Source organism: Aquimarina aquimarini, assembly GCF_900299535.1.
Lineage (GTDB): Bacteria > Bacteroidota > Bacteroidia > Flavobacteriales > Flavobacteriaceae > Aquimarina > Aquimarina aquimarini.
The window spans coordinates 102,960-125,251 of sequence record NZ_OMKE01000009.1 but is presented as its reverse complement, the minus strand read 5'-3'; the positions used below and the strand labels follow the sequence as shown (position 1 = coordinate 125,251).

Sequence of the window (22,292 nt, the reverse complement as noted above, 5' to 3'; positions counted from 1 at the left end):
TTGCTCTTAAAAACCGTAGTCTAATTTAGATGTGTCACAGTTATTATTTTGAAGGAAATTTTTGTGAATTGCTAAATCTATAATTAGCTAAAAATTGAATTATGAAAAGGGCGATATGTGTTATTGGGTGTATTATAAGTAGTTTAATTTGTAATGCTCAATCACAAAAAATAAGTAAGGATAGTATTAATAAATTAATTTCTGAATCCTTTATTATTTCTAATAAGGGAGAATATACCAAGGCATATAAACAACTTATTTTTGCCCTTGAATATGGTAAAAATAATGCTAGTGACTCTATTGTAGGAGAGGCTTATAATTGTATTGGAAACATTTTTTTTGCTATTGGCGATTTTGAAAAAGCAGAAAAAAATTATCTCTTATCAAAAGAAGCGTTATTGCAAGCAGGGTATCAATCGTATCTAATTTATCATTACAATAATGTAGCTGAGCTATATTATGCAAAAAAAGAATATAAAAAAGCAGAAAAGAATTTTTTTAAATCCAGAGATTTAGCCTTGAAGCTTACTGATGAGTATAAAGCATTATGGCCAACTTATAACATAGCGCTAATCAAGTGTTCTATCAAGGATTTTGATGAAGCTTTTTTTTATTTGAAGGAAGCTATAAGGCTGTATCAGCCTAATACAGAACAACAGCCAGATATAATCGTTAATTCTTATATCTTATTAGCAACTATTTATTCTGATAAAAGAGAATATGAGAGCGCACTAGAAAGTTTGAAAGATGCAGAAGCTATTGCGTTAAAACATAAGGTGTATAAAGAATTAATTAAGATAGAAAAACACCGAACAGTTTTATATGATTCATTGAATGAGCCTAAGAGGGCAATAGAGGCAATGACAAACCAGATTACATATTTGGAAAAAAACTTCGAAAATCAACAAAGCTTGTTAAAAGAACAAAATAAACTAGAACGAGATTTGTTTGAAAAAGAAAGTAGCTTGGTTCTTACCACAGAATTAAATAAAAGCCAGCGAGAATCACTCAAAAAAATAAAATTATTCACTTTAGCACTACTTACTCTATTTGCGATTACAATTAGTGTAGTAGTACTGTTATATCGATCCAATAAAAAACGATTACGATTGAATACTAGTTTGCAAACAAAAAATAAAGAACTTCTGGATACCAAAGAAAAAACAGAATATGCATCACAATTAAAGAATAACTTTTTTTCGACGATAAGTCATGAATTGCGTACTCCATTATATGCAGTTACTGGTATTACAGATATTTTAATTAATGAAAACCCAAAAGAAGAACAAGTAGGCTATCTTAATGCTTTAAAATCATCTGGAGAACATCTGTTTTCTTTGATAAATAACATACTTCAAATTAATAAATATGATGCAAATGTTATCGAACTTAATGTTATAGAATTTAATATAGAAGAGGTAATAGAAGGAATACAGAAAACACTAGAATACCTACAAAAGGAAAACAATAATCAAATACATATAGAAATAGACCATAGAGTCCCAAGAAAATTAAAGGGAGACTCAGTAAAAATTTCACAGATAATAATAAATCTGGTAAGCAATGCCTTGAAATTTACGTTGAATGGAAATGTTTGGCTTAATGTTAAATGCACGGATTGTGAATCAAAAGAAAAAGGGTATGTTATTTTGCATATAAGTGTAAAAGATGATGGTGTTGGTATCTCTAAACAGATGCAGTCTCATATTTTTGAAGATTTTTATCAAGAATCAATACAGCTCAATCGTAATTATGAAGGGGCAGGCTTAGGATTAGCTATTGTAAAACGTTTATTGCAGGCTATGGGGAGTAAAATAGCTGTAAAAAGTAAGCCAAACGAAGGAGCTGATTTTTCTTTCTCATTATCTTTGGAATATGAAGAAAAGAGTGAGTATGTACAAACCAAAGAGATTGACAGAATGTATACCGATCTAAAGAATAAAACTATTTTGGTAGTTGATGATAATGATATCAATCAGATGATTACTAGGCGAATTCTAGAAGCTAAGAAAGCAAATGTAGTTGTAATTGATAATGGATTTGATGCTATTGAAATAGTAGAAAAGCGAGATTTTGATATTATCTTAATGGATATTCATATGCCAAAAATGAATGGTTATGAAGCAACAAAAAAAATAAGAAGTTTTAATAAGAAGGTACCTATAATTGCTCTTACAGCAATTGACCCTAATGAAAATAATGAAAAAATAACTTCTTCAGGAATGAATGGTGTAATTTCAAAACCATTTCAGTTAGATCATTTTTATTTAGAATTATAAAAATTTGTTTAAAAACCGCCTCTGTTTGAGAGGCGGTTTTCTTATAATAATCAAATAGTACCACTAACCATCAACTATGAATAAAATCTGATTATTATAAATAACTAACTAACTAAATTTATGAAAAATAATCTCTTTTATAAGTAAGACGGGCTACCACTTTTTGTGTTACAAACTTCCTATGTTTTTAACATTTTTCGAGATATTTTTAACTTTTTTATATTTACTTAATAAATTAATCAGGTTTATTTTAGAATTCAAATAATACGTATGAGTATAAAAACACTAGTTTTAGGAGCTTCCTTAAAAACAAACCGATATTCTAATATAGCTATTCATAAGCTCACAAGTTATCACCACAATGTTGCTGCAGTAGGACTAAGAAAAGGAGTTGTTGCTGGGGTACATATAGAAACTAGTCTAGAAAATGTAGAGGATATAGATACTGTAACTTTGTATCTGAACCCCCAGAGGCAACAGGTATACTATGATGCAATTATAAGATTAAACCCAAGAAGAGTTATTTTTAATCCAGGAACAGAAAATCCTGAGTTTTACAAAAAACTTAAAGAGGCAAATATAGAGGTTGAGGTTGCTTGTACATTAGTATTGCTTTCTACGAACCAGTACTAAAAAGGATAAAAATAACAATCCCAAGAACGTAAGACTTCCATTAATAATAAGTATCTCAAAACCTACTTGATAGTATAACTCACTAGCAATTTTTTCAGCAGCTTTCCAAGTGTTTTCTGTAGAAAAATAGACATACAATTGTGACATAAGGTTTATTATTATTGAAATAATTACAGAAATAACACAAACGACAGGAACGAGTTTATCTTTGATTTTTAGTTTGGTAAAAAGCCCAAAAGCATATAAACCTAATAAAGGACCATAGGTAAATCCTGCAAACTTGAATAGTTTTTTGATAACACTCTCATCTTGAATTATATATTTAAAAATCAATATTACAAGAATCAATACTATAGAGAATAGGATATGGGTTACCTTTCTGATTTTTACCTGATCAGATACCCTATAGTTCTTTTCTATATTAAGAATATCGATGCTAAATGAAGTTGTCAATGAGGTCAATGCACTATCGGCACTACTATAAGCTGCTGCAATAAGACCAAGGACAAAAAAGATGGCAATTCCAAAACCTAGCTCGCTTTGTGTGGCAATTACAGGAAAAAGATCGTCTTTGTGCGCATCAATCCCATATTGAGAAGCATATTGAGTAAGTAATAGTCCAAGGCTAAGAAAAACAAAGTTGACTATAGTAAGTACGATGGTAAACCAAAACATGTTTTTTTGTGCATCCTTTAAGCTTCTACAGGTAAGGTTTTTCTGCATCATATCTTGATCTAATCCTGTCATAACAATAGCAATGAATGCTCCAGAAAGAAATTGTTTCCAGAAATAATTAGCATTTTTTACATCGTCAAAAAAGAACATTTTAGAAAAATCACTCTCTGTAACATATTGTAAGATACCTGATTCACAAATTCCCAGATCATCAGAGACATAATATATAGCAACCCCCACAGCAAGCAACATAAATAAAGTCTGTAAAGTATCTGTCCATACAATAGTTTTGATCCCAGATTTAAAAGTATATAACCAGATCAATAAGATTGTTATAACTACGGTTATCCAAAAAGGAACCTCCAATGCATCAAATAAAATTGATTGTAATACATTGGCTACCAAAAACAATCTGAAACTTGCGCCGATTACTCTAGATAATAAAAAGAAAGAAGCGCCAGTTTTATATGAATAACGCCCAAAACGTTCCTCTAGATACGTATAAATAGAGGTCAGGTTAAGCTTGTAATAAAGAGGAAGTAATACAGTACCTATTACGATGTAGCCAATAACATATCCTAGTACCACCTGCATATAACTGAATTGTGAAGCCTCAACCCATCCAGGAACAGAGATAAAAGTAACACCACTCAGAGAAGCTCCAATCATTCCGAAAGCAACAATGTACCAAGGAGATTGTCTATTAGCTTTAAAAAAAGCATCATTGTCTGAGTTTTTTCCTGTGAAATACGAAATGAGAAGAAGAACCCCAAAATAAGCTGCAATAAGAAGCAGAATATGTAATGGTTTCATAAATTATGCTTAAAAAATGAACCACCAAAATACAATTTTTATCAAGAACCATGAAACTATACTACCGTTCTTATTTGTAATTTGAAGAAAAGAAAATAACAAATTTTGATATAGGTAAAAAAACTTATACCAGACCAGATTTAGTAGTAGATATTACTGTAAACACATCTGTTTTGTCTAAAAGTGTTGATCAAACTCAAACTATTAATAGAATTAGATTTCTAGAGGGATAATCAGTTCTCTTATCTATTTCGTACATCACTCTCGATCATACCATCTCGTAAACGGATAACACGATGTGCATGTTCAGCAACCTCCTCCTCGTGAGTTACCAGAATAACAGTATTGCCCGCAGCATGAATTTTATCAAAAAGTTGCATGATTTCTAGAGAGGTTTTTGAGTCTAGGTTTCCTGTAGGCTCATCAGCTAGTATTATAGAAGGTTTGTTAACCAATGCTCGCCCTACAGCTACTCGTTGTCGTTGTCCTCCTGAAAGTTGATTTGGCTTGTGATCCATTCGGTCAGAAAGGCCAACATCTGTAAGTACTTCTTGGGCTCTTATTGTTCTGTCCTTTTTAGAAGTACCAGCATATACCATAGGTAACGCTACATTATCAAGAGCAGTAGTTCTAGGCAATAAGTTAAATGTTTGAAAAACAAAACCAATTTCTTTATTACGTATATCTGCTAGTTCATTATCTGTCATTTTACTAACATCATTACTGTTAAGATTGTATGTTCCAGATGTAGGAGTATCCAAGCACCCTAGAAGATTCATTAAGGTAGATTTTCCAGAACCAGAGGGCCCCATTATAGCCAAATATTCTCCACGAGCGATATCAAGATCAATACCTTTAAGTACATATACTGTTTCTTGTCCTAGTTGAAAATTTCTAATGATGCTTCTGATTTCTATAACATTTCCCATATGGTATTTTTTACAGATTGTAAGATACAATTTTAGACTATATGACGCAGTAGTCAAATAGATGTTACACCATACTGATAAAAAGTTGTTTTATTCGGCTTAACTGTATGTATAGGGGAAAAATTAGGTTAAAAATAAGTTAAAAAGTAAGTCTCTTATAGTCTCCCACTAATACTATGATTTTCGTCATACTTTGCACTCCATGTAAAATTTAATTTTGCCCTAATCAATTAACTAACAATTATAAATATGAAAGCACTGAAACGTCCAGAACCTATCAATGCAGAGATAATTTTGGATCCTAAAGAGACGATCATGAGCAAAACTGATTCCAAAGGAATTATAGAGTATGCGAATGACTATTTTATGGAAGTCTGTGGTTACGAAGAATATGAATTGATAGGCCAGCCTCATAATGTGATCCGGCATCCAGATATGCCCAAAGTAATATTTAAGTGGCTTTGGGAGCGATTACAGTCAAAACAAAATATCAATGCTTTGGTAAAAAACTTAGCCAAAGATGGAAGATATTATTGGGTAATCACTGATTTTGAAGTAAAACAGGATGATACTGGAGAAATAGCTTCTTTCTTTGCTAGAAGAAAAGCACCACCAAGAAATACTATAGAAAAGATAAGCAAATTGTATAGTAAGATTCTATCTATAGAACAAGCCAGAGGTGTAGAGACAGCAGAGAAATATTTTATAGGCTTTTTAGAAGAAAAAGGAATGACGTATGATGAATATATCGAAGATATATGTCTTGCAGATAAAAAACCTTTGGATTTAAAAGACTTACAATACCATAAGCGAAAAGGCTTATTTGTAAGGTTATTTAGGTAAGCTATTGAGTGAAATTAAACAGATAGTTTTCTAACTGTTGTAAACCTAAGAAATACTTTGTAAAAAGTATTTCTTAGGTTTTTTTATTGTCAAATAGTTCTTTTTTTAGAAAGAAACCCTCTAGAAAAAAAGATATTCATTAGGTTCTGATGATAAAATCTTCTTTAGCTTGTTCTTTTCTTATAAAAACAAAACCAAGAAAAAAAGTATCTATTGTTACAGTAACATGAGAATCTTTTTTTATTTTTTTCCAAACCATAGAACTAGTTTTAGAGTTATGTATTGAATTGATTATAATAACACTGTTGTTATTTGTTTTTGAATATAGAGAAGTCAAGTCAGATAGAGACTCAAAGTAATCTATATCCATATAAATCATATCATATTCATTACTATTTGGTGATACGGTTGTGTCAATAAGGACGTCATTATTTGTAGATAATATTTGTGATATACTATCAGCAGAGTTTGCCAAAATTAATGCTCTTTTAGATTCAAAATAAGAAAGAGTACGATTTAAAAGTTTTGCAACTTTGTAGGTAATAGTAACTGATGCTTTTGATCTTTTAAGAATTGATTTTATAGATGTATACGCGGGAGTCTGTTTTTTATTATAAAAACATTTGGTAACCAAATTATATACAAAAGGAGAATGTACACCGTGTTGATTTGTAGATGAATAAAGAAATTTGAAGTATTCTTTTATTTTGAAATGCATTTTTAAACTTTATAAAAATCAAAAAAAGATATTTGTTAATTAATAAGGATAGTATTATTCCTCTAGTTTTTCAGAAAGCTCAAACCATCGTAGTTCGTTTTCTTCGATCTTTTGTATAATATCTTGAAGTTTTTGTGATTCAGAATTTATTTCTTCTTCATTCAAACTGCCATCAACAAAGAGGTTTTCTATATCTTTTTTCTGCAATTCTAGTTTTTTCAGTTCACGTTCAATTTTATTGTATTCTTTTTGCTCATTATAAGATAAAGCAGCCTTGTTATCTTTTTTCCACGTATTTTTAGTTTTGGCCTCAGTGGTTTCAGAAATTTTTGCGGTCGGTTCTTTACTATTTTCATATATACGGTAATCTGTATAATTACCAGGGAAATCTTGGATAACCCCATTTCCTCTAAAAACAAATAAATGATCTACGATTTTATCCATAAAATAACGATCATGTGATACCACCATTAGACAACCAGGGAAATCTAATAAGAAATTTTCTAGTACATTAAGTGTTACAATATCAAGGTCATTAGTGGGTTCATCTAGAATAAGAAAATTAGGATTTTGAATAAGTACAGTACATAGATATAAACGTTTGCGTTCTCCACCACTTAGTTTTTCTACAAAATCATACTGTTTTTTACGATCAAACAAGAAACGTTCTAATAATTGTTGAGCAGAAATTTGTCGTCCTTTCTTTAAAGGGATATAATCACCAAATTCTCGAATAACATCAATAACTTTTTGCCCTTCTTTGATGGTAATACCACTTTGTGTATAATACCCGAATTTGATAGTATCTCCAATAATAATTTTTCCATGATCAGGAGTAATGCCTCCAGTAATCATATTTAAAAAAGTAGATTTACCCGTTCCATTTTTACCAATAATACCGATACGTTCTCCTTTTTTGAAAACATAATCAAACTTATCTAGTAATATAAGATCATCAAATTTTTTAGAAATGTTATGAAGCTCTAGAATTTTGCTCCCCATACGTTCCATATTGATTTCTAATTGTACTTCATGATCGTTACGACGTTTATGTGCTCGATCTTTGATTTCATAGAAATCATCAATTCTAGATTTAGACTTGGTAGTACGTGCTTTTGGCTGGCGACGCATCCAGTCTAGTTCTTTTTTATATAATTGTTTTGCTTTATCAGTTGCTATTTGCTCATTGGCAATTCTAGATTCTTTATTATCGAGATAATATGCATAGTTTCCTTTGTAGCTATAAAGCTGGCCATTTTCTAACTCTACAATCTCATTACAAACATTTTCAAGAAAATAGCGATCATGAGTAACCATAAACAAAGTAAAATTTTCTTTAGCAAAATATTCTTCGAGCCATTCGATCATTTCCAAATCCAAATGGTTTGTAGGCTCATCAAGATATAATAAGTCAGGTTTACTTAATAAAATATTGGCAAGTGCTAGTCGTTTTTTTTGCCCCCCCGATAAGTCTTGTACCTTTTTTGTTAAATCATCAAGTTTAAGCTTGAATAAGATTTGTTTATATTGTGTCTCAAAATCCCATGCATTAATAGCATCCATCTGTTCAAATGCAAGTTGGTATGCTTCTGCATCATCAGGATTTTGTAATGCTTTTTCATACGTACTAATTGCTTTTAGCGTATCGTTTTCAGAAGCAAAAATAGTTTGCTCAATAGTAAGGTTTGGGTCTAAGTTAGGCTCTTGAGGTAAAAAAGAGACTTTTATATTTTTACGATAAACCACCTGTCCTTCGTCAGGCTGTTCATCTCCAGCAACTATATTAAGTAATGAAGTTTTTCCAGTTCCGTTTTTGGCTACAAAACCAATTTTTTGCCCTTCATTGATTCCAAAAGAAATGTCTTTAAAAAGAATGCGTTCTCCAAATGCCTTGGCAATATTTTCTACCGATACGTAATTCACCTTGTTGTTTTAGGTTACAAAGAAACAAAGATTTACTAATATTTTCAGGCAGGAAGTATTTTAAATATTTCGGCATGTCTATTTTGCCCTTTATTTTTATATTTGACATATGAGAAACCTACTTATTTACTCCTTTATCTTCCTGTTTTGTATGTTGTCTTATGCCCAAGACACGTATAGAGATGAATTTCAAGTAGTTTCATACGCTAATAATGATGGAACTCAAAACTGGTCTACTAATTGGAACGAAGTCAACGATACCAATAATGCTGGGAATGGTTATATTAGAATAACAGGAAACCGCCTTAGATTCCATTTTATTTGGAATGAATATATAGAAAGAAGAGCGGATTTATCTGCGGCAGCCAATGCTACCTTGTCCTTTAATTGGGAGACTTCAAGCTTGGAAGCAGGAGAAGAAATGGCGATTAGAATCTCTACCAATGGAACTACTTTTACAACACTAGCCACCTTTGGTGGGAACCAATCAGGGTTTTATAGTACAGATATCTCTGCTTACCTTTCTGCTAATACTACTATACGTTTTGAGAATGTAGGAACAGATTGGAATCGAGGTAATGATAGGTTTTTTGCAGATAATGTACAGATATCGGCTGCTTTCACTCCAGACCAACCTCCTTCTATTGTAGTGAGTGGGGATCAACCTTTTTGCCCTAATGCAACCAATTCAAAACAAATTGTACAATCTGTGACAATTACAGACCCTGATGATACTACGGTAGATGAAATATCAATACAAATATCTACAGGATATGTTAATGGTCAAGATTTATTAACCTTAACAGGATCTCACCCTAATATTACAGATTCGTGGAATGCTACAGAAGGAAGATTGTTTCTTACAGGGCCAGCTACTTTTGCAGAATTTGAAGCTGCTATTCTTGCTGTTGTATACTCTGCCAGTGGGGCTAGTCCCCCAGAATTAAAAGAATTTTCTGTGGTTATAGGAAATGCACTTTTTTTACCAGAAACAGGCCATTTTTATGAATTTGTACCTAGTGCTGGTATTCGATGGGATGATGCTAGAGATGCAGCAGCAACTAGAACTTATTTTGGGTTACAAGGATATTTGACCACATTGACTAGTCCAGGAGAAGCAGCTTTTGCAGGATCGCAGATTACAGGAAATGGTTGGATAGGAGCAAATGATGAAGCGGCAGAAGGACAATGGATGTGGACCACAGGACCAGAAGCAGGGACGTTATTTTGGATAGGAGATGAAACGGGAACTGTAGTGCCAGGAGAGTTTGAGTTTTGGAATGGGGGAGAACCAAATAACTGTTGTGGTGGTGAAGATTATGCTCACATTACTGCACCAGGGATAGGAACACCAAATTCATGGAATGATTTACCAATTCAAGGAGGAGCAATAGGAGGTTCTTATGCATCACAAGGGTATATTGTTGAGTATGGAGGTATGCCAGGAGATACTCCTTTACAAATATCAGGAGTAACTAGATTGCGTATTAGTTGTTCGGTAATTACCAACAGACAAAGAACCTATAGGACTACAACAAATTAATTTTAACCTTTTGCTTTAGAGAAATTAAGAATCTGTTTTCTTCTAGTTACAGAAAAAAGAAATATAAAAACAGCAATAAATATAGAAACTCTAGCTAGATAGTTTCCTGCCTTTGCATAAAAGGTAATTTTATCATTAATAGTAAGAGTGCCTTTTAATGCACCTTGTTGCTCGTAGTCTAATTGTGTTATAATATTTCCTGTTTGGTTGATAATGGCAGAAATTCCTGTATTGGCACTTCTAGCAACACTTCTTCTTGTTTCAATTGCTCTAAGCTTGGCATACGACAAATGTTGTTGGTGTCCCTGTGTATTACCCCACCAAGCATCATTGGTTATGATAGCTAGAAAATTGGCCTTGTTTCTTATATAACCTGTAGCAAATTCACCATATACACTCTCATAACAAATCATAGGAGCTACACCAATACTATCTTTAGTAAAAAATACTTCTCGATCTTGTTGTGTGGTTTTTTTTGCGACCGTTCCTCCTAAATCAATCATAGCATCACCCAGGATAGGCTTTAAGACGCTTTGGTACGGGAAATTTTCTACGCCTACAACTAGTTTGCTTTTGTGGTATAATTCATAGGTCTTATCAGGTCTTACAAAAAAAGCAGAATTGTAATCATCATAATATATTCCTTCTTTATATGTGTTAGTTTGCCCATGAATTTTTGAAGGATCATTAAAAACATCAATTAATGAGATACCAGATAAAAAATTTGCATTAGGGTATTGATTAAGTATTTTGACAGCAGTCTTTTTTGCAATAGAATTAGAAAAACGGTGAAGCCTGTTATTATCTGCAAATACAGTTTCTGGAGCAATAATAAAATCAGTATCAGATGTAATTGCTGTTTTGGTAAGAGAGTCTAATAAGTTACTGATACGTATGTCATTGGTGTTATATTTTTCTGTATAAGGGTTTATATTAGGTTGTAATAGAACTACCTCTATCGTTTTTCCTTTTTCTTGATACGTGTTTAGTATAATAAATGATAAAGAAATAGGGAGTAGGATAAATAATCCATTACGAATAGCCGCCCTGTATAAGATGGTTTTATCCCTATGTTCTATAAATAATAAAATACTTTTATATAGACTGATATTGAGAACCCATATCCAAAGTGTACCCCCAAAAGTTCCTGTATACTCGTACCATTGAATCCATGAGGTGAAATTTGCAAAACCATTACCTAGGTTTAGCCAAGGCCAAGAAAATTCCCATTGTAGGTGTAGATATTCAAAGCTCATCCAGATACATACCAAAAATATACTACTAATAGTAAAAGTGGTTCTTTTGGCTACGATATGATAGATCAAAAACACAAGAGCCATTACTAGACTATTCACAATCTCGGCAAACCACATCCCGAATGGTGTAGAATTATAGATCCACCATGTAGTAATAATATTCCATATAAAAAGTGAGAGAAAAGCAAGTCCAAAAACTTTTGTTTTACTGTATTTATCAGAGCGAATATTATACTCTGCAATCAATAAAGGAATAAAACCAAAGAATAAAAATAAGGGGAAGCCATATGTTGGCCAGCCGATTGAGAGCAAAAGTCCTGAAATGATAGATAGTATAATATTTCTCATGAAAAAGCTTCCTTGGTTCTAAGGACGAAATTAAACTTATTTGGTTACAAATAATAAAATTGAATACTTCTTTTTTGTTAAGTTTGAAAACTATATCAATAGACTTAAATAGTTTACTATTTTTACATAAAATCATATATATATGTGGATCAAAAAGCAAATTCCAAATGGTATAACGTTACTGAACCTGTTTTGTGGGTGTATTGCAGTTATTTTTGCTGTTCAAGGGCATTTAGAGCTTGCAGCATTGTTTGTAATGATTGGAATAGGGTTTGATTTTTTTGATGGTTTTGCGGCTAGAGTACTAGATGTAAAAAGTGAGTTGGGGCTACAGCTTGATTCTTTAGCAGATATGGTTACCAGCGGTGTTGCTCCTGGGGTTGTAATGTACCAGTTATTATCTCAGGTTTTTGGAAAACCTTTTTATACAACACCTCCTACCTGGAATTCTGAACAAGTTTTGGTAAGTTTTGATATGTCGTATATGTCTTTACTAGGTCTATTGATTACATTGGCTTCTGCATATCGTTTGGCTAAATTCAATATAGATACACGACAAACAACATCATTCATAGGCTTGCCTACACCTGCAAATACTCTATTGATTATGAGTTTACCATTGATAATCAGGTTTCAACCAGAGGTATGGATACAAACAATTATTCTTAATGAATGGTTTTTAATTGGGTTAACGATATTGAGTTGTTATCTGTTGAATGCAGAAATACCATTATTTGCATTAAAATTTAAAACTTGGGGTTTTGCCGAAAATAAAATACGATATATATATATATTATTAACTATTGTATTGATTATTGCATTAAAATTTATGGCAATACCTTGTGTAATATTGTTATATATTTTGATGTCGGTATTTTCTCCTAAAGAAACAACATGATTGCAGCTACTTATAAAAGTTTGAATTTGTATCTGTTGAATAATGATATAAAATAAGCGAGACAAGCTCGCTTATTAATAAAAAGATATACTTTTTGGGCTATCTGCATACAGATGAACCTAGAATACAGCAAGGATGTTGAAAGTTTTGGCTTAGACTACAGTCTATAAACCAAGAACCTGCTTTGATTTTTTGTTGTTGCTTTTTCTTTAAAACCTGAACATTGTGTACTTCTAAAATGCTTTTTAACATAATTTAAAATTTTAGAGATTAATACTTAAGTTAAGTTGTTATTGTTTTAAAGATATACTTTTAAATCAGGAATTTTGTCAATAGAGCCCTAGGTTGCAGGAAGAATTATGAATTATATAATTTTTCCCTTATTATATTTTTATTTTAATAAAATAAGAAGGTAAGTTGTTGTTTGTTAGCTTTTTAAGAAACAAAGTTAGTGTAGTCTTGATGACTTTTGAAAATACAACAACAAATACTAGGCAAGCTAAATTTCTAGAAGTTTAGCTTCTTTTTACGCAATTCAAAATTTTGTCCTAGGTATACTTTACGTACCATTTCATCTTCAGCTAGTTCCTCAGGAATCCCAGCTTTAAGGATACTTCCTTCAAACATCAGATATGTTCTATCTGTAATAGCAAGTGTTTCTTGTACATTATGATCAGTAATCAGAATACCAATATTTTTGTTTTTTAATTGAGCGACAATTCGTTGTATATCTTCTACAGCTACAGGGTCTACACCAGCAAAGGGCTCATCTAGAAGGATGAAATTAGGGTCTGTAGCTAGTGCACGAGCGATCTCGGTACGTCGTCGTTCTCCTCCACTTAATAGATCCCCACGATTTTTACGAATGTGCCCAAGCCCAAACTCTTCTATCAGAGCTTCCATTTTGTGTAGCTGTTCTTTTTTTGACAGCTTGGTAAGCTGTAGTACACTAAGTATATTATCTTCAATACTTAATTTTCTAAAAACAGAAGCTTCTTGTGCAAGATATCCTATACCATTTTGTGCACGTTTGTACATTGGGTATTTTGTGATATCAATATTTTCTAAAGTGATTTTTCCGCCATTTGGTTTTACCAAACCAACAATCATATAAAAAGAAGTTGTTTTTCCAGCACCATTAGGGCCTAATAGTCCGACAATTTCTCCCTGATTTACTTCTAGAGAGATGCCTTTTACTACTTTTCTGCCTTTATAAGACTTTATAAGATTATCTGCTTTTAACTTCATATTAGAATGACTTCTTTTGTATAAGGGTTGTTGCTACAATGAGCGAGTAAATTTACATTATTCTTTTTAACCGTAATTAAACTTAAGAAGCTTTTGCTTCTAGAGCGTCCCAAAATTCATAAGCACGACGTAAATGTGGGATCACTATAGTACCACCTACAAGAGTTGCTATACTTAAGGCTTCAGCTATCTCTTCTTTGGTTAAACCTTCTTTATGACAGGTTTCTAGATGATAGCGTACACAATCATCACATCGTAAAACAGCAGAAGCAACCAAACCTAATAATTCTTTAGTTTTTACATTTAGAGCACCTTCCATATAGGCATTGGTGTCTAGGTTAAAAATTCTTTTAATCACTTTATTATTATCTTCAAGAATACGAGAATTCATTTTTTCTCTGTATGCATTGAATTCGTCAACGATATCACTCATTTGGATTGTTTTTGTAATTTCTTATTTTGTTTTTTTATGACAGCTTTAGAAATAAAAATACTTACTTCGTATAAAATTAACACGGGGATAGCTACAATAACCTGACTTGCAATATCTGGTGGTGTAATGATGGCAGAAAGGATGAGTACAATTACCAAAGCAAATTTTCTGTATTTTCTTAAAAATTCAGGAGTAACTAACCCTACTTTAGTAAGAAAGAACATAATAATAGGTAGTTCAAATATTAATCCACAGGCAATTACCGATGCTCTTACTAATGCAATATAGCTATCAATATCAAATTCATTGAGTACTTCTTTACTTACTTGGTATCCTCCTAAAAAATTAATTGATAACGGAGTAATTATATAATACCCAAAAAGAACACCTAAAAAGAATAAAAAAGAGCAAATGATAATAAATCCTTTAGAGTATTTTCTTTCGTTGTCATACATTGCAGGGGCGATAAATTTCCAGAATTCATATATAACATAAGGAAATGCAAAAATGAAACCTGCAGTTATGGATGTCCATATATGAACAGAAAATTGTCCAGCAACTTTTCTACTTTGTACGCTAAAAGGTAACTCTTTAAAGCATAAACTTTCATCAAGCCCTAAGGCTTTAGATAAGTTACATAAACCTTTATAAGTAGGGAAATCAGGTTTTTTAGGGCCAAAAATGATCACATCAAAAATAAATTCTTTAGCAATAAAAGCAGCAATACCAGCAATAAGTATGGCTACTGTTGCTCTGATCAAATGCCATCGTAATTCTTCTAGATGATCTAGAAAAGACATAGACTGGGGGTCTTTTTGTTTGTTTTGCGCCATTATAAAATACCTTCTCTCATTAGATCATGAATATGTATTAACCCCGTATACTTGCCATCTTTTTCTGCAAGTAATTGGGTGATTGAGTTTTCTTCTAATCTATCCAAAGCATCTACTGCCATAGCATCATTATCAATTCGTTTAGGATTTGAAGACATAATATCTTTTGCAGTCAACCCAGCAAAAGAAGTATTGGTAGTAAGCATTCTACGTAGATCTCCATCTGTTATAATACCAAGAATACTCCCATCTTTTGTAACTGCAGTAGCACCCAATCTTTTTTCTGTTATTTCTACAATAACACTATTTATATCAGAATCAGGAGATACTTCGGGTTTTTCATTTTGAGAGGTAATATCGCTTACTCTCAGGTATAATTTTTTACCAAGAGCTCCTCCTGGATGATATTTTGCAAAATCACGACTAGAAAAACCTTGCAAATGTAATAAGCAAACAGCCAATGCATCACCTATTACGAGTTGAGCAGTAGTGCTGGTAGTAGGAGCCAAATTGTTGGGGCATGCCTCTTTTTCTACATAGGCATGCAAAACGTAATCAGCTTCTTTACCTAAGAATGATTCTTTATTAGCCGTAATACCTATCAAAGGGTTTTTAAAATTTTTGATAAAAGGAACCAATACTTTTATTTCTGGAGTGTTACCACTTTTAGAAATACAAATAACAACATCATCTTCGAGGATATTTCCTAAATCACCATGTATAGCATCTGCTGCATGCATGAATACAGCAGGAGTACCTGTAGAATTCATAGTAGCTACAATTTTGGTAGCAATAATAGCGCTCTTACCAATTCCAGTAATGATAACTCTTCCTTTTGAGTTGTGTATGGTTTCTACAGCGTTAGAAAACTCTGTATCAATAAGTTCTTCCAAATAAGCAATCGCACGAGCTTCTTCGGCGATAGTTTTTCGGGCATATGAGATTATAGTATCTTGGGTGTTCAAAATTTAAAAAATTTGTGCGTTATAATTAAAGATTTTATTATCTTTAATTTACGCAAAGGTATACAATACCTTATTAATTTTAAATAGTCATAAAAAAAAGCATATTAATTTATGCTTTGTTTATCTTTGACAAGTTAAAATTATAATGAAATTTCCATTAATCTATATTTGGGGAAAGTAGATTAGTGTTAGTTAATCTTTATTTAATTGGTATATAAAAGTTAAATGATTTAATGAGTTTGAACGGAACTGACTTGCAAAGTGCATTGAAGAAGCACTTTGGGTTTAGTCAATTTAGAGGACTACAGGAAAAGGTAATACAAAGTATTCTTGAAAAACAAAATACGTTTGTAATAATGCCTACGGGTGGAGGAAAATCCCTATGTTATCAACTACCAGCATTAATGTGTGAAGGAACAGCAATTGTGGTTTCACCTTTAATTGCTTTGATGAAAAATCAAGTGGATGCTATACGAAGTATCTCATCGGTAGAAGGTATTGCCCATGTACTTAATTCGTCTCTTAACAAGTCTGAAGTAAAGAGAGTGAAAGAGGATATCGTGAACGGAGTTACAAAACTACTATATGTAGCACCAGAGTCACTTACTAAAGAAGAATATGTTGATTTTTTAAAATCCCAGAAAATATCTTTTCTGGCAGTAGATGAAGCCCATTGTATTAGTGAATGGGGGCATGATTTTAGGCCAGAGTATAGAAATCTTCGTAATATCATAAAAAGAATAGGAGAAGATATTCCTATCATAGGTCTTACTGCTACAGCAACACCAAAGGTACAAGAAGATATTCTTAAAAATTTAGGGATGAGTAATGCCGAGACTTTTAAGGCATCATTTAATAGACCTAATTTATTTTATGAGATACGACCAAAAACAAAAAATGTAGATGCAGATATTATTCGGTTTGTAAAACAGAATAGTGGAAAGAGCGGAATCGTATACTGTTTGAGTAGGAAACGAGTAGAAGAGCTTGCGCAAACATTAGAAGTAAATGGTGTAAAAGCAGTACCTTATCATGCAGGCCTTGATGCCAAGACGAGAGCTAAACATCAAGATATGTTTTTGATGGAAGATACCGATGTGGTAGTTGCTACAATTGCTTTTGGAATGGGGATTGATAAACCAGATGTACGGTTTGTTATTCATCATGACATGCCTAAAAGTATAGAGAGCTATTATCAAGAAACGGGTCGTGCAGGTCGTGATGGAGGAGAAGGACATTGTCTTGCGTATTATGCATATAAAGATATAGAAAAACTAGAAAAGTTCATGAGCGGTAAACCCGTTGCAGAACAAGAAATAGGACATGCTTTATTACAAGAGATTGTAGCTTTTGCAGAAACTTCAATGTCTAGGCGTAAATTTATATTGCATTATTTCGGAGAAGAATTTGATGATATAAATGGTGATGGTGCTGATATGGATGACAATGTGCGTAATCCAAAGAAAAAGCATGAAGCCAAAGCTGAGGTTAAATTGATCCTTGAAGTAGTAAATAGAACAGGAGAGATTTATAAATCAAAAGATTTGGTGAATATCCTTATCGGAAAAAATAATGCGTTAATTATTTCTCATAGAACCCACCAACAATCCTTTTTTGGAAGCGGAAATACAAAAGATGATAAGTATTGGATGGCACTTGTAAGGCAGGTGCTGGTAGCAGGGTATTTGCGTAAAGACATAGAAACCTATGGTGTGATTAGAATTACAGCAGAAGGAAAAGACTTTATAGAAAACCCTATAAGTTTTATGATGACAGAAGATCATATCTATGATGAAACAACTGATGATTCTATAATAACTGCAGCAAAATCAGGAGCCAAAGCAGGTAGTGATGATAAACTGGCAGGAATGCTTCGTAATTTGAGAAAAACAGTAGCCAAAAAGCTAGGAGTTCCACCGTTTGTTGTGTTTCAAGACCCTTCTATCGATGATATGGCACTGAAATACCCAGTAAATATCGAAGAACTAGCGAATGTTCATGGTGTAGGAGAAGGAAAGGCAAAAAAGTATGGAAAAGCCTTTGTTGATCTTATCGAAAAATATGTTGAGGAAAACGATATTATGCGACCTGATGATTTTGTAGTAAAAAGTACAGGAGCCAATAGTGGTCTTAAACTATATATTATACAAAATGTAGATCGCAAATTGCCATTAGATGATATTGCTGCGGCAAAAGGAATGGATATGACAGCTTTTATTAAAGAAATGGAAGCAATTGTATATAGCGGAACAAAACTCAATATAGCATATTGGATTGATGAAATTCTTGATGAAGATCAGCAAGAAGAGATTCATGAATACTTTATAGAGGCAGAAAATGATAAAATAGATACAGCAATAGAAGAGTTTGATGGAGATTATGATGATGAAGAACTTCGCTTATATCGTATTAAGTTTATTAGTGAAGTAGCAAATTAGAAAGCTTTACAGATTAAATATTTAAAAAAAAAGGGAATTGTTTAAAGACAATTCCCTTTTTTTATTCCCGAAATTAGAATAATTCAAGGATAGAAGGCTATAGTCGTGTTTTATTTTGAAATATTAAACAAAAGGAGGTGGTTTTATTGAGTAAATTTGAATTGTATTATATTGCCAAATTAGGAAGCTTAATACGATTGGTGTTAAAGAATTCACGAGAGGAGTTTGTTTCTTTAAAAGATGAATTAACATGTATTGGAGATTATTTTGAGTTACAATCTAATTTTTCTCAAAAATTCACATATAGTATCATTGTTGAACCAAGTATTGATAAAGAAGAAATATGTATCCCTCCTATGTTTATACAACCATTTATTGAAAACTCAATTGAGCATGGTATACGAGGTATAGAGAACGGAGATATAAGTGTTACTTTGAAAATTAATGAGATAGATAAATTGATTGAATGCGAGATAATAGATAATGGTGTAGGGTATTTAAAAACCGCTCAATCCAATAACAAAGGAAATACTAAAAATGAATCTTACTCGGGAGAGATTTTAAAAGAACGATTACAGATATACTCTAAGGCTCTTAATAAAAAAGCTAAATATACTCTTGGTAATTTAGGGAATAAAAGAGGTACAATTGTAAACATATTTTTACCATATATTTATGATTTGTAATTGTATGGTATTCTTACTTTTATTATTCACTAACCATTAACAATTACTTATCTTTGCAACTTTAAAAACTAAAACGTTAAAAACATATATTGCTATGCAAGAAGGATTATACGCAAAATTTAATACAACAAAAGGGAGTATCCTTGTAAACTTAGAATATAAAAAAACACCAGGAACAGTAGGTAACTTTGTTGGGCTTGCCGAAGGTAACTTAGAAAATGAAGCTATTCCTCAAGGAAAACCATTTTATAATGGTTTAAAATTTCATAGGGTGATAGAAGATTTTATGATTCAAGGAGGAGATCCTCAAGGTACTGGAGCTGGAGGTCCAGGATATCAATTTGATGATGAAATCCACTCAGATCTAAAACATGATGGGCCAGGAGTGTTATCTATGGCTAACGCAGGACCAGGAACAAATGGAAGCCAATTCTTTATTACTCATATAGAAACTGCATGGTTAGATGGAAAACATACAGTGTTTGGTAAAGTAGTAGAAGGACAAGAAATTGTAAACACGATAGAGCAAGGAGATGCAATTGACTCAATAGAAATTCAGAGAGTAGGAACAGAAGCAGAAAGTTTTAATGCGGTAGAAAGCTTTAGAGGTTTTAATGGAGCTAAGGCAGAGAGAGAAGCAGCAGCAAAGAAAAAATCTGAAGAATTATTAGAAGAATTAGCAGCAGGATTTGATAAAACTGAAAGCGGTTTACGTTATAAAATCATTCAAAAAGGAGATGGAGATAATGCAGAAAAAGGAAAAACGGTTTCTGTACATTATAAAGGAAGTTTGACTGATGGAACAGTATTTGACTCTTCTTATAAGCGTAATCAGCCTATAGATTTCCCATTAGGAATGGGACAAGTAATCTCAGGATGGGATGAAGGAATTGCGTTGTTACAAGTTGGAGATAAAGCTAGATTTGTAATTCCACCACACTTAGGATATGGAGAAAGAGGTGCAGGAGGTGTTATTCCTCCAAACGCAACACTTGTTTTTGATGTAGAATTGGTTGCAGTAAAATAATTATATTTCTCGTATCAGAAGAATATATAGTATACATACACTATACAAAAGCCCTTGAGTTTATAAAATTCAAGGGCTTTTACATATTATGATATTTGTTAAATAGCGCTTATTTGGTGTCATTTAATAATTATTTTTTTATTAAAAAATGAGGAATATCATAGGTGTAAATTATCATATTTATAAATGAATTAAAGGATCATAAATTTATTTTCATATAATTTGGATTATTTTAACAATTTTTCTGTTTATTTTAACAAAAATATTTTGTTAAAATACTGATAATAGGTGTCTAACTGCTCTTTTATTTATATTTTGAACAAAAATTGCATACCCCAAGATATGAAACAAGGACTAATTACTTTTTTAACTTTATGTATAACCTACAGTGCTTTAGGGCAAAAAAAAGAAGAAATTCTAGTTGATATTAATGATCAAATAGAAGTGATAGATGGATATATTGAATTTGAAACTTTTTATCTGGATCCAGAAGAATTTCTCGATAAAATGGCAGACCATGGAGCAGAGCTTAATGGATACTACGAACACGAACGACTTAAAAAAATAATAAGAAAAGTTGGAACCAGAACAGCTGACATAATAACTACATTTTATTTCTGGAATAATCAGTTGATTTATGTCAACTATAAACAAAGACCCTATTTAGAAACTACCAATGATAATGGGCAAAGAATTTTGGATTATTCTAATGCCTTTACAAAATATGAATCAAAGCATTATTTTAGAGACGATAAAGAAGTAGAGAAAAAACAAATAGGAGAAGCTCTTGATAATATCGAAACTGAAGAAGAGTATGTAAAGTATGCTAATAAAATGAAAGCTTTATTAGATAATAAGTTTTACAATAGAGATATGTATGAATCTCTGCAAGGAAAATGGCTCTTTATACAAAATACCGAGGATTTTATAATTTTTGAAGGAACTATACGATTTAATTTTTACAACGGTAAATTTGCAAATCGCTTAAAAACAAGAATAGAAGATAATGTGCTTATTTGCTTTTTTCCTATGGATGATAAAATCTATAGATATCAAATAGAAAATGTAAATGAAGATGTACTTACATTAACAGATCTTTTTTCTAAAGAAGAATTTGTGTATGCCAAAGTAGAGTAATCTTTTGTGTCAATTTTAAAAATAAAAAGGATGTTTTAACTAAAGCATCCTTTTTATTTTTTTATAAGTTACTCTTTCCATTTTATATTGCATCCGATACTTGGTTTTTGTTTTTCAGAAACTTTAGAATTACGAAGTACAGCATCTAGCGCTTGACGAAGATCGCGACCATTTACAGGAATTCCATTTCCAGGTCTGGAGTCATCAAGTTGTCCTCTGTAAATAAGTTTTGATTCATTATCAAACAAATAAAAATCAGGAGTACAAGCAGCATCATAAGCTTTTGCAATATTTTGAGTTTCATCAAATAAATAAGGAAAAGAATAGTTGTTTTTTTGTGCAGTTTTCCACATTTCTTTAGGAGCATCCTGAGGGTATTTTTTGATATCATTACTACTGATCGCAACAAAACCAAACCCTTGAGTTCTATAATCATTTGCAATGCGAACGATTTCTTCATTTACATGAATTACAAACGGGCAATGATTACAAATAAACATAATAACAGTTCCTTTTTCACCCTTAATGCTATTCAGATTAATCATTTTATTAGTAATACTATCAATAAGAGTGAAATCTGGTGCAGTAGTACCAAGAGGTAACATGTTTGAAGGAGTACGTGCCATAGTTTTTGTGCTTTTAAAATAAAATTTAATCCATATGATGG

At 32.0% G+C, this 22,292-nt stretch carries 19 protein-coding genes; 9 read left to right on the top strand and 10 right to left on the bottom strand.

Going from position 1 to position 22,292, the window contains the following annotated elements:
- Positions 1-101: 101 nt before the first annotated feature.
- On the top strand, positions 102-2,279 hold the full coding sequence (locus tag DG508_RS04485; RefSeq protein WP_108866989.1) for a tetratricopeptide repeat-containing hybrid sensor histidine kinase/response regulator: 2,178 nt from the start codon (positions 102-104) through the stop codon (positions 2,277-2,279).
- Positions 2,280-2,549: 270 nt separating this feature from the next.
- The gene (locus DG508_RS04480; RefSeq protein ID WP_108866988.1) at positions 2,550-2,912 is read left to right on the top strand and encodes a CoA-binding protein; all 363 of its coding nucleotides are present in this window, start codon (positions 2,550-2,552) and stop codon (positions 2,910-2,912) included.
- On the opposite strand, the gene DG508_RS04475 is transcribed toward DG508_RS04480, so the two are convergent.
- Entirely contained in the window at positions 2,883-4,400 is a 1,518-nt protein-coding gene (locus DG508_RS04475; protein WP_108866987.1) for a sodium:solute symporter, read from the bottom strand. The two genes, DG508_RS04480 and DG508_RS04475, sit on opposite strands and share 30 nt — an antisense overlap.
- 242 nt (positions 4,401-4,642) lie before the next feature.
- A complete protein-coding gene (locus DG508_RS04470) occupies positions 4,643-5,329 on the bottom strand; it encodes an ABC transporter ATP-binding protein (RefSeq protein ID WP_103864556.1) in 687 nt (228 codons plus the stop codon).
- 249 nt (positions 5,330-5,578) lie between these two features.
- Between DG508_RS04470 and DG508_RS04465 the strand changes: the two genes are divergently transcribed.
- Positions 5,579-6,172 (top strand): PAS domain-containing protein, encoded by a 594-nt coding sequence (locus DG508_RS04465; RefSeq protein WP_108866986.1) that lies wholly within the window; start codon positions 5,579-5,581, stop codon positions 6,170-6,172.
- A gap of 139 nt (positions 6,173-6,311) precedes the next feature.
- On the opposite strand, the gene DG508_RS04460 is transcribed toward DG508_RS04465, so the two are convergent.
- Both DG508_RS04460 and DG508_RS04455 read right to left on the bottom strand, forming a co-directional pair.
- A complete protein-coding gene (locus DG508_RS04460) occupies positions 6,312-6,890 on the bottom strand; it encodes a hypothetical protein (RefSeq protein ID WP_108866985.1) in 579 nt (192 codons plus the stop codon).
- A gap of 54 nt (positions 6,891-6,944) precedes the next feature.
- Positions 6,945-8,813, bottom strand: coding sequence for an ABC-F family ATP-binding cassette domain-containing protein (locus DG508_RS04455; protein WP_108866984.1), 1,869 nt, complete (start codon positions 8,811-8,813; stop codon positions 6,945-6,947).
- A 109-nt stretch (positions 8,814-8,922) separates the two neighbouring features.
- On the opposite strand from DG508_RS04455, the gene DG508_RS04450 reads away from it, so the two are divergent.
- The gene (locus DG508_RS04450) at positions 8,923-10,356 is read left to right on the top strand and encodes a C-type lectin-like domain-containing protein (protein WP_159090666.1); all 1,434 of its coding nucleotides are present in this window, start codon (positions 8,923-8,925) and stop codon (positions 10,354-10,356) included.
- A gap of 2 nt (positions 10,357-10,358) precedes the next feature.
- Here DG508_RS04450 and lnt read toward each other — a convergent pair whose 3' ends face one another.
- Positions 10,359-11,960 (bottom strand): apolipoprotein N-acyltransferase, encoded by a 1,602-nt coding sequence (lnt, locus tag DG508_RS04445; protein ID WP_108866982.1) that lies wholly within the window; start codon positions 11,958-11,960, stop codon positions 10,359-10,361.
- A gap of 142 nt (positions 11,961-12,102) precedes the next feature.
- Between lnt and DG508_RS04440 the strand changes: the two genes are divergently transcribed.
- Entirely contained in the window at positions 12,103-12,858 is a 756-nt protein-coding gene (locus DG508_RS04440) for a CDP-alcohol phosphatidyltransferase family protein (RefSeq protein ID WP_108866981.1), read from the top strand.
- Positions 12,859-13,365: 507 nt separating this feature from the next.
- Here DG508_RS04440 and lptB read toward each other — a convergent pair.
- The 4 genes from lptB to DG508_RS04420 all read right to left on the bottom strand — a co-directional run bounded on the left by lptB (position 13,366) and on the right by DG508_RS04420 (position 16,337).
- On the bottom strand, positions 13,366-14,106 hold the full coding sequence (gene lptB / locus DG508_RS04435) for an LPS export ABC transporter ATP-binding protein (RefSeq protein ID WP_103864548.1): 741 nt from the start codon (positions 14,104-14,106) through the stop codon (positions 13,366-13,368).
- A gap of 82 nt (positions 14,107-14,188) precedes the next feature.
- Positions 14,189-14,539 carry a carboxymuconolactone decarboxylase family protein gene (locus DG508_RS04430; protein ID WP_108866980.1) on the bottom strand — a complete coding sequence of 117 codons (351 nt, stop codon included), beginning with the start codon at positions 14,537-14,539 and terminating at the stop codon, positions 14,189-14,191.
- The gene (gene tatC / locus DG508_RS04425) at positions 14,536-15,372 is read right to left on the bottom strand and encodes a twin-arginine translocase subunit TatC (protein WP_108866979.1); all 837 of its coding nucleotides are present in this window, start codon (positions 15,370-15,372) and stop codon (positions 14,536-14,538) included. Before tatC ends, DG508_RS04430 begins: the two co-directional genes overlap by 4 nt.
- Positions 15,372-16,337 (bottom strand): KpsF/GutQ family sugar-phosphate isomerase, encoded by a 966-nt coding sequence (locus tag DG508_RS04420; protein ID WP_108866978.1) that lies wholly within the window; start codon positions 16,335-16,337, stop codon positions 15,372-15,374. Before DG508_RS04420 ends, tatC begins: the two co-directional genes overlap by 1 nt.
- 233 nt (positions 16,338-16,570) lie before the next feature.
- Here DG508_RS04420 and recQ point away from each other — a divergent pair, with 233 nt between their 5' ends.
- From recQ to DG508_RS04400, 4 genes are all read left to right on the top strand, one after another.
- Positions 16,571-18,775, top strand: a complete 2,205-nt coding sequence (gene recQ / locus DG508_RS04415) for a DNA helicase RecQ (RefSeq protein ID WP_108866977.1) — start codon at positions 16,571-16,573, stop codon at positions 18,773-18,775.
- 146 nt (positions 18,776-18,921) lie between these two features.
- On the top strand, positions 18,922-19,461 hold the full coding sequence (locus tag DG508_RS04410) for a LytS family sensor histidine kinase (RefSeq protein WP_159090664.1): 540 nt from the start codon (positions 18,922-18,924) through the stop codon (positions 19,459-19,461).
- 94 nt (positions 19,462-19,555) lie between these two features.
- Complete coding sequence (locus tag DG508_RS04405) at positions 19,556-20,488, top strand: peptidylprolyl isomerase (protein ID WP_108866975.1); 933 nt, start codon at positions 19,556-19,558, stop codon at positions 20,486-20,488.
- Positions 20,489-20,830: 342 nt separating this feature from the next.
- On the top strand, positions 20,831-21,625 hold the full coding sequence (locus DG508_RS04400; RefSeq protein ID WP_108866974.1) for a hypothetical protein: 795 nt from the start codon (positions 20,831-20,833) through the stop codon (positions 21,623-21,625).
- A 68-nt stretch (positions 21,626-21,693) separates the two neighbouring features.
- On the opposite strand, the gene DG508_RS04395 is transcribed toward DG508_RS04400, so the two are convergent.
- The gene (locus DG508_RS04395; protein ID WP_103864541.1) at positions 21,694-22,251 is read right to left on the bottom strand and encodes a thioredoxin family protein; all 558 of its coding nucleotides are present in this window, start codon (positions 22,249-22,251) and stop codon (positions 21,694-21,696) included.
- Positions 22,252-22,292 lie beyond the last annotated feature (41 nt).

Excerpts from the sequence above, each read along its gene's own strand:
- DG508_RS04485 (WP_108866989.1), top strand. The coding sequence starts at position 102 with ATGAAAAGGGCGATATGTGTTATTGGGTGTATTATAAGTAGTTTAATT.
- DG508_RS04480 (WP_108866988.1), top strand. The coding sequence starts at position 2,550 with ATGAGTATAAAAACACTAGTTTTAGGAGCTTCCTTAAAAACAAACCGA.
- DG508_RS04475 (WP_108866987.1), bottom strand. The coding sequence starts at position 4,400 with ATGAAACCATTACATATTCTGCTTCTTATTGCAGCTTATTTTGGGGTT.
- DG508_RS04470 (WP_103864556.1), bottom strand. The coding sequence starts at position 5,329 with ATGGGAAATGTTATAGAAATCAGAAGCATCATTAGAAATTTTCAACTA.
- DG508_RS04465 (WP_108866986.1), top strand. The coding sequence starts at position 5,579 with ATGAAAGCACTGAAACGTCCAGAACCTATCAATGCAGAGATAATTTTG.
- DG508_RS04460 (WP_108866985.1), bottom strand. The coding sequence starts at position 6,890 with ATGCATTTCAAAATAAAAGAATACTTCAAATTTCTTTATTCATCTACA.
- DG508_RS04450 (WP_159090666.1), top strand. The coding sequence starts at position 8,923 with ATGAGAAACCTACTTATTTACTCCTTTATCTTCCTGTTTTGTATGTTG.
- lnt (WP_108866982.1), bottom strand. The coding sequence starts at position 11,960 with ATGAGAAATATTATACTATCTATCATTTCAGGACTTTTGCTCTCAATC.
- DG508_RS04440 (WP_108866981.1), top strand. The coding sequence starts at position 12,103 with ATGTGGATCAAAAAGCAAATTCCAAATGGTATAACGTTACTGAACCTG.
- lptB (WP_103864548.1), bottom strand. The coding sequence starts at position 14,106 with ATGAAGTTAAAAGCAGATAATCTTATAAAGTCTTATAAAGGCAGAAAA.
- DG508_RS04430 (WP_108866980.1), bottom strand. The coding sequence starts at position 14,539 with ATGAGTGATATCGTTGACGAATTCAATGCATACAGAGAAAAAATGAAT.
- tatC (WP_108866979.1), bottom strand. The coding sequence starts at position 15,372 with ATGGCGCAAAACAAACAAAAAGACCCCCAGTCTATGTCTTTTCTAGAT.
- recQ (WP_108866977.1), top strand. The coding sequence starts at position 16,571 with ATGAGTTTGAACGGAACTGACTTGCAAAGTGCATTGAAGAAGCACTTT.
- DG508_RS04405 (WP_108866975.1), top strand. The coding sequence starts at position 19,556 with ATGCAAGAAGGATTATACGCAAAATTTAATACAACAAAAGGGAGTATC.
- DG508_RS04400 (WP_108866974.1), top strand. The coding sequence starts at position 20,831 with ATGAAACAAGGACTAATTACTTTTTTAACTTTATGTATAACCTACAGT.
- DG508_RS04395 (WP_103864541.1), bottom strand. The coding sequence starts at position 22,251 with ATGGCACGTACTCCTTCAAACATGTTACCTCTTGGTACTACTGCACCA.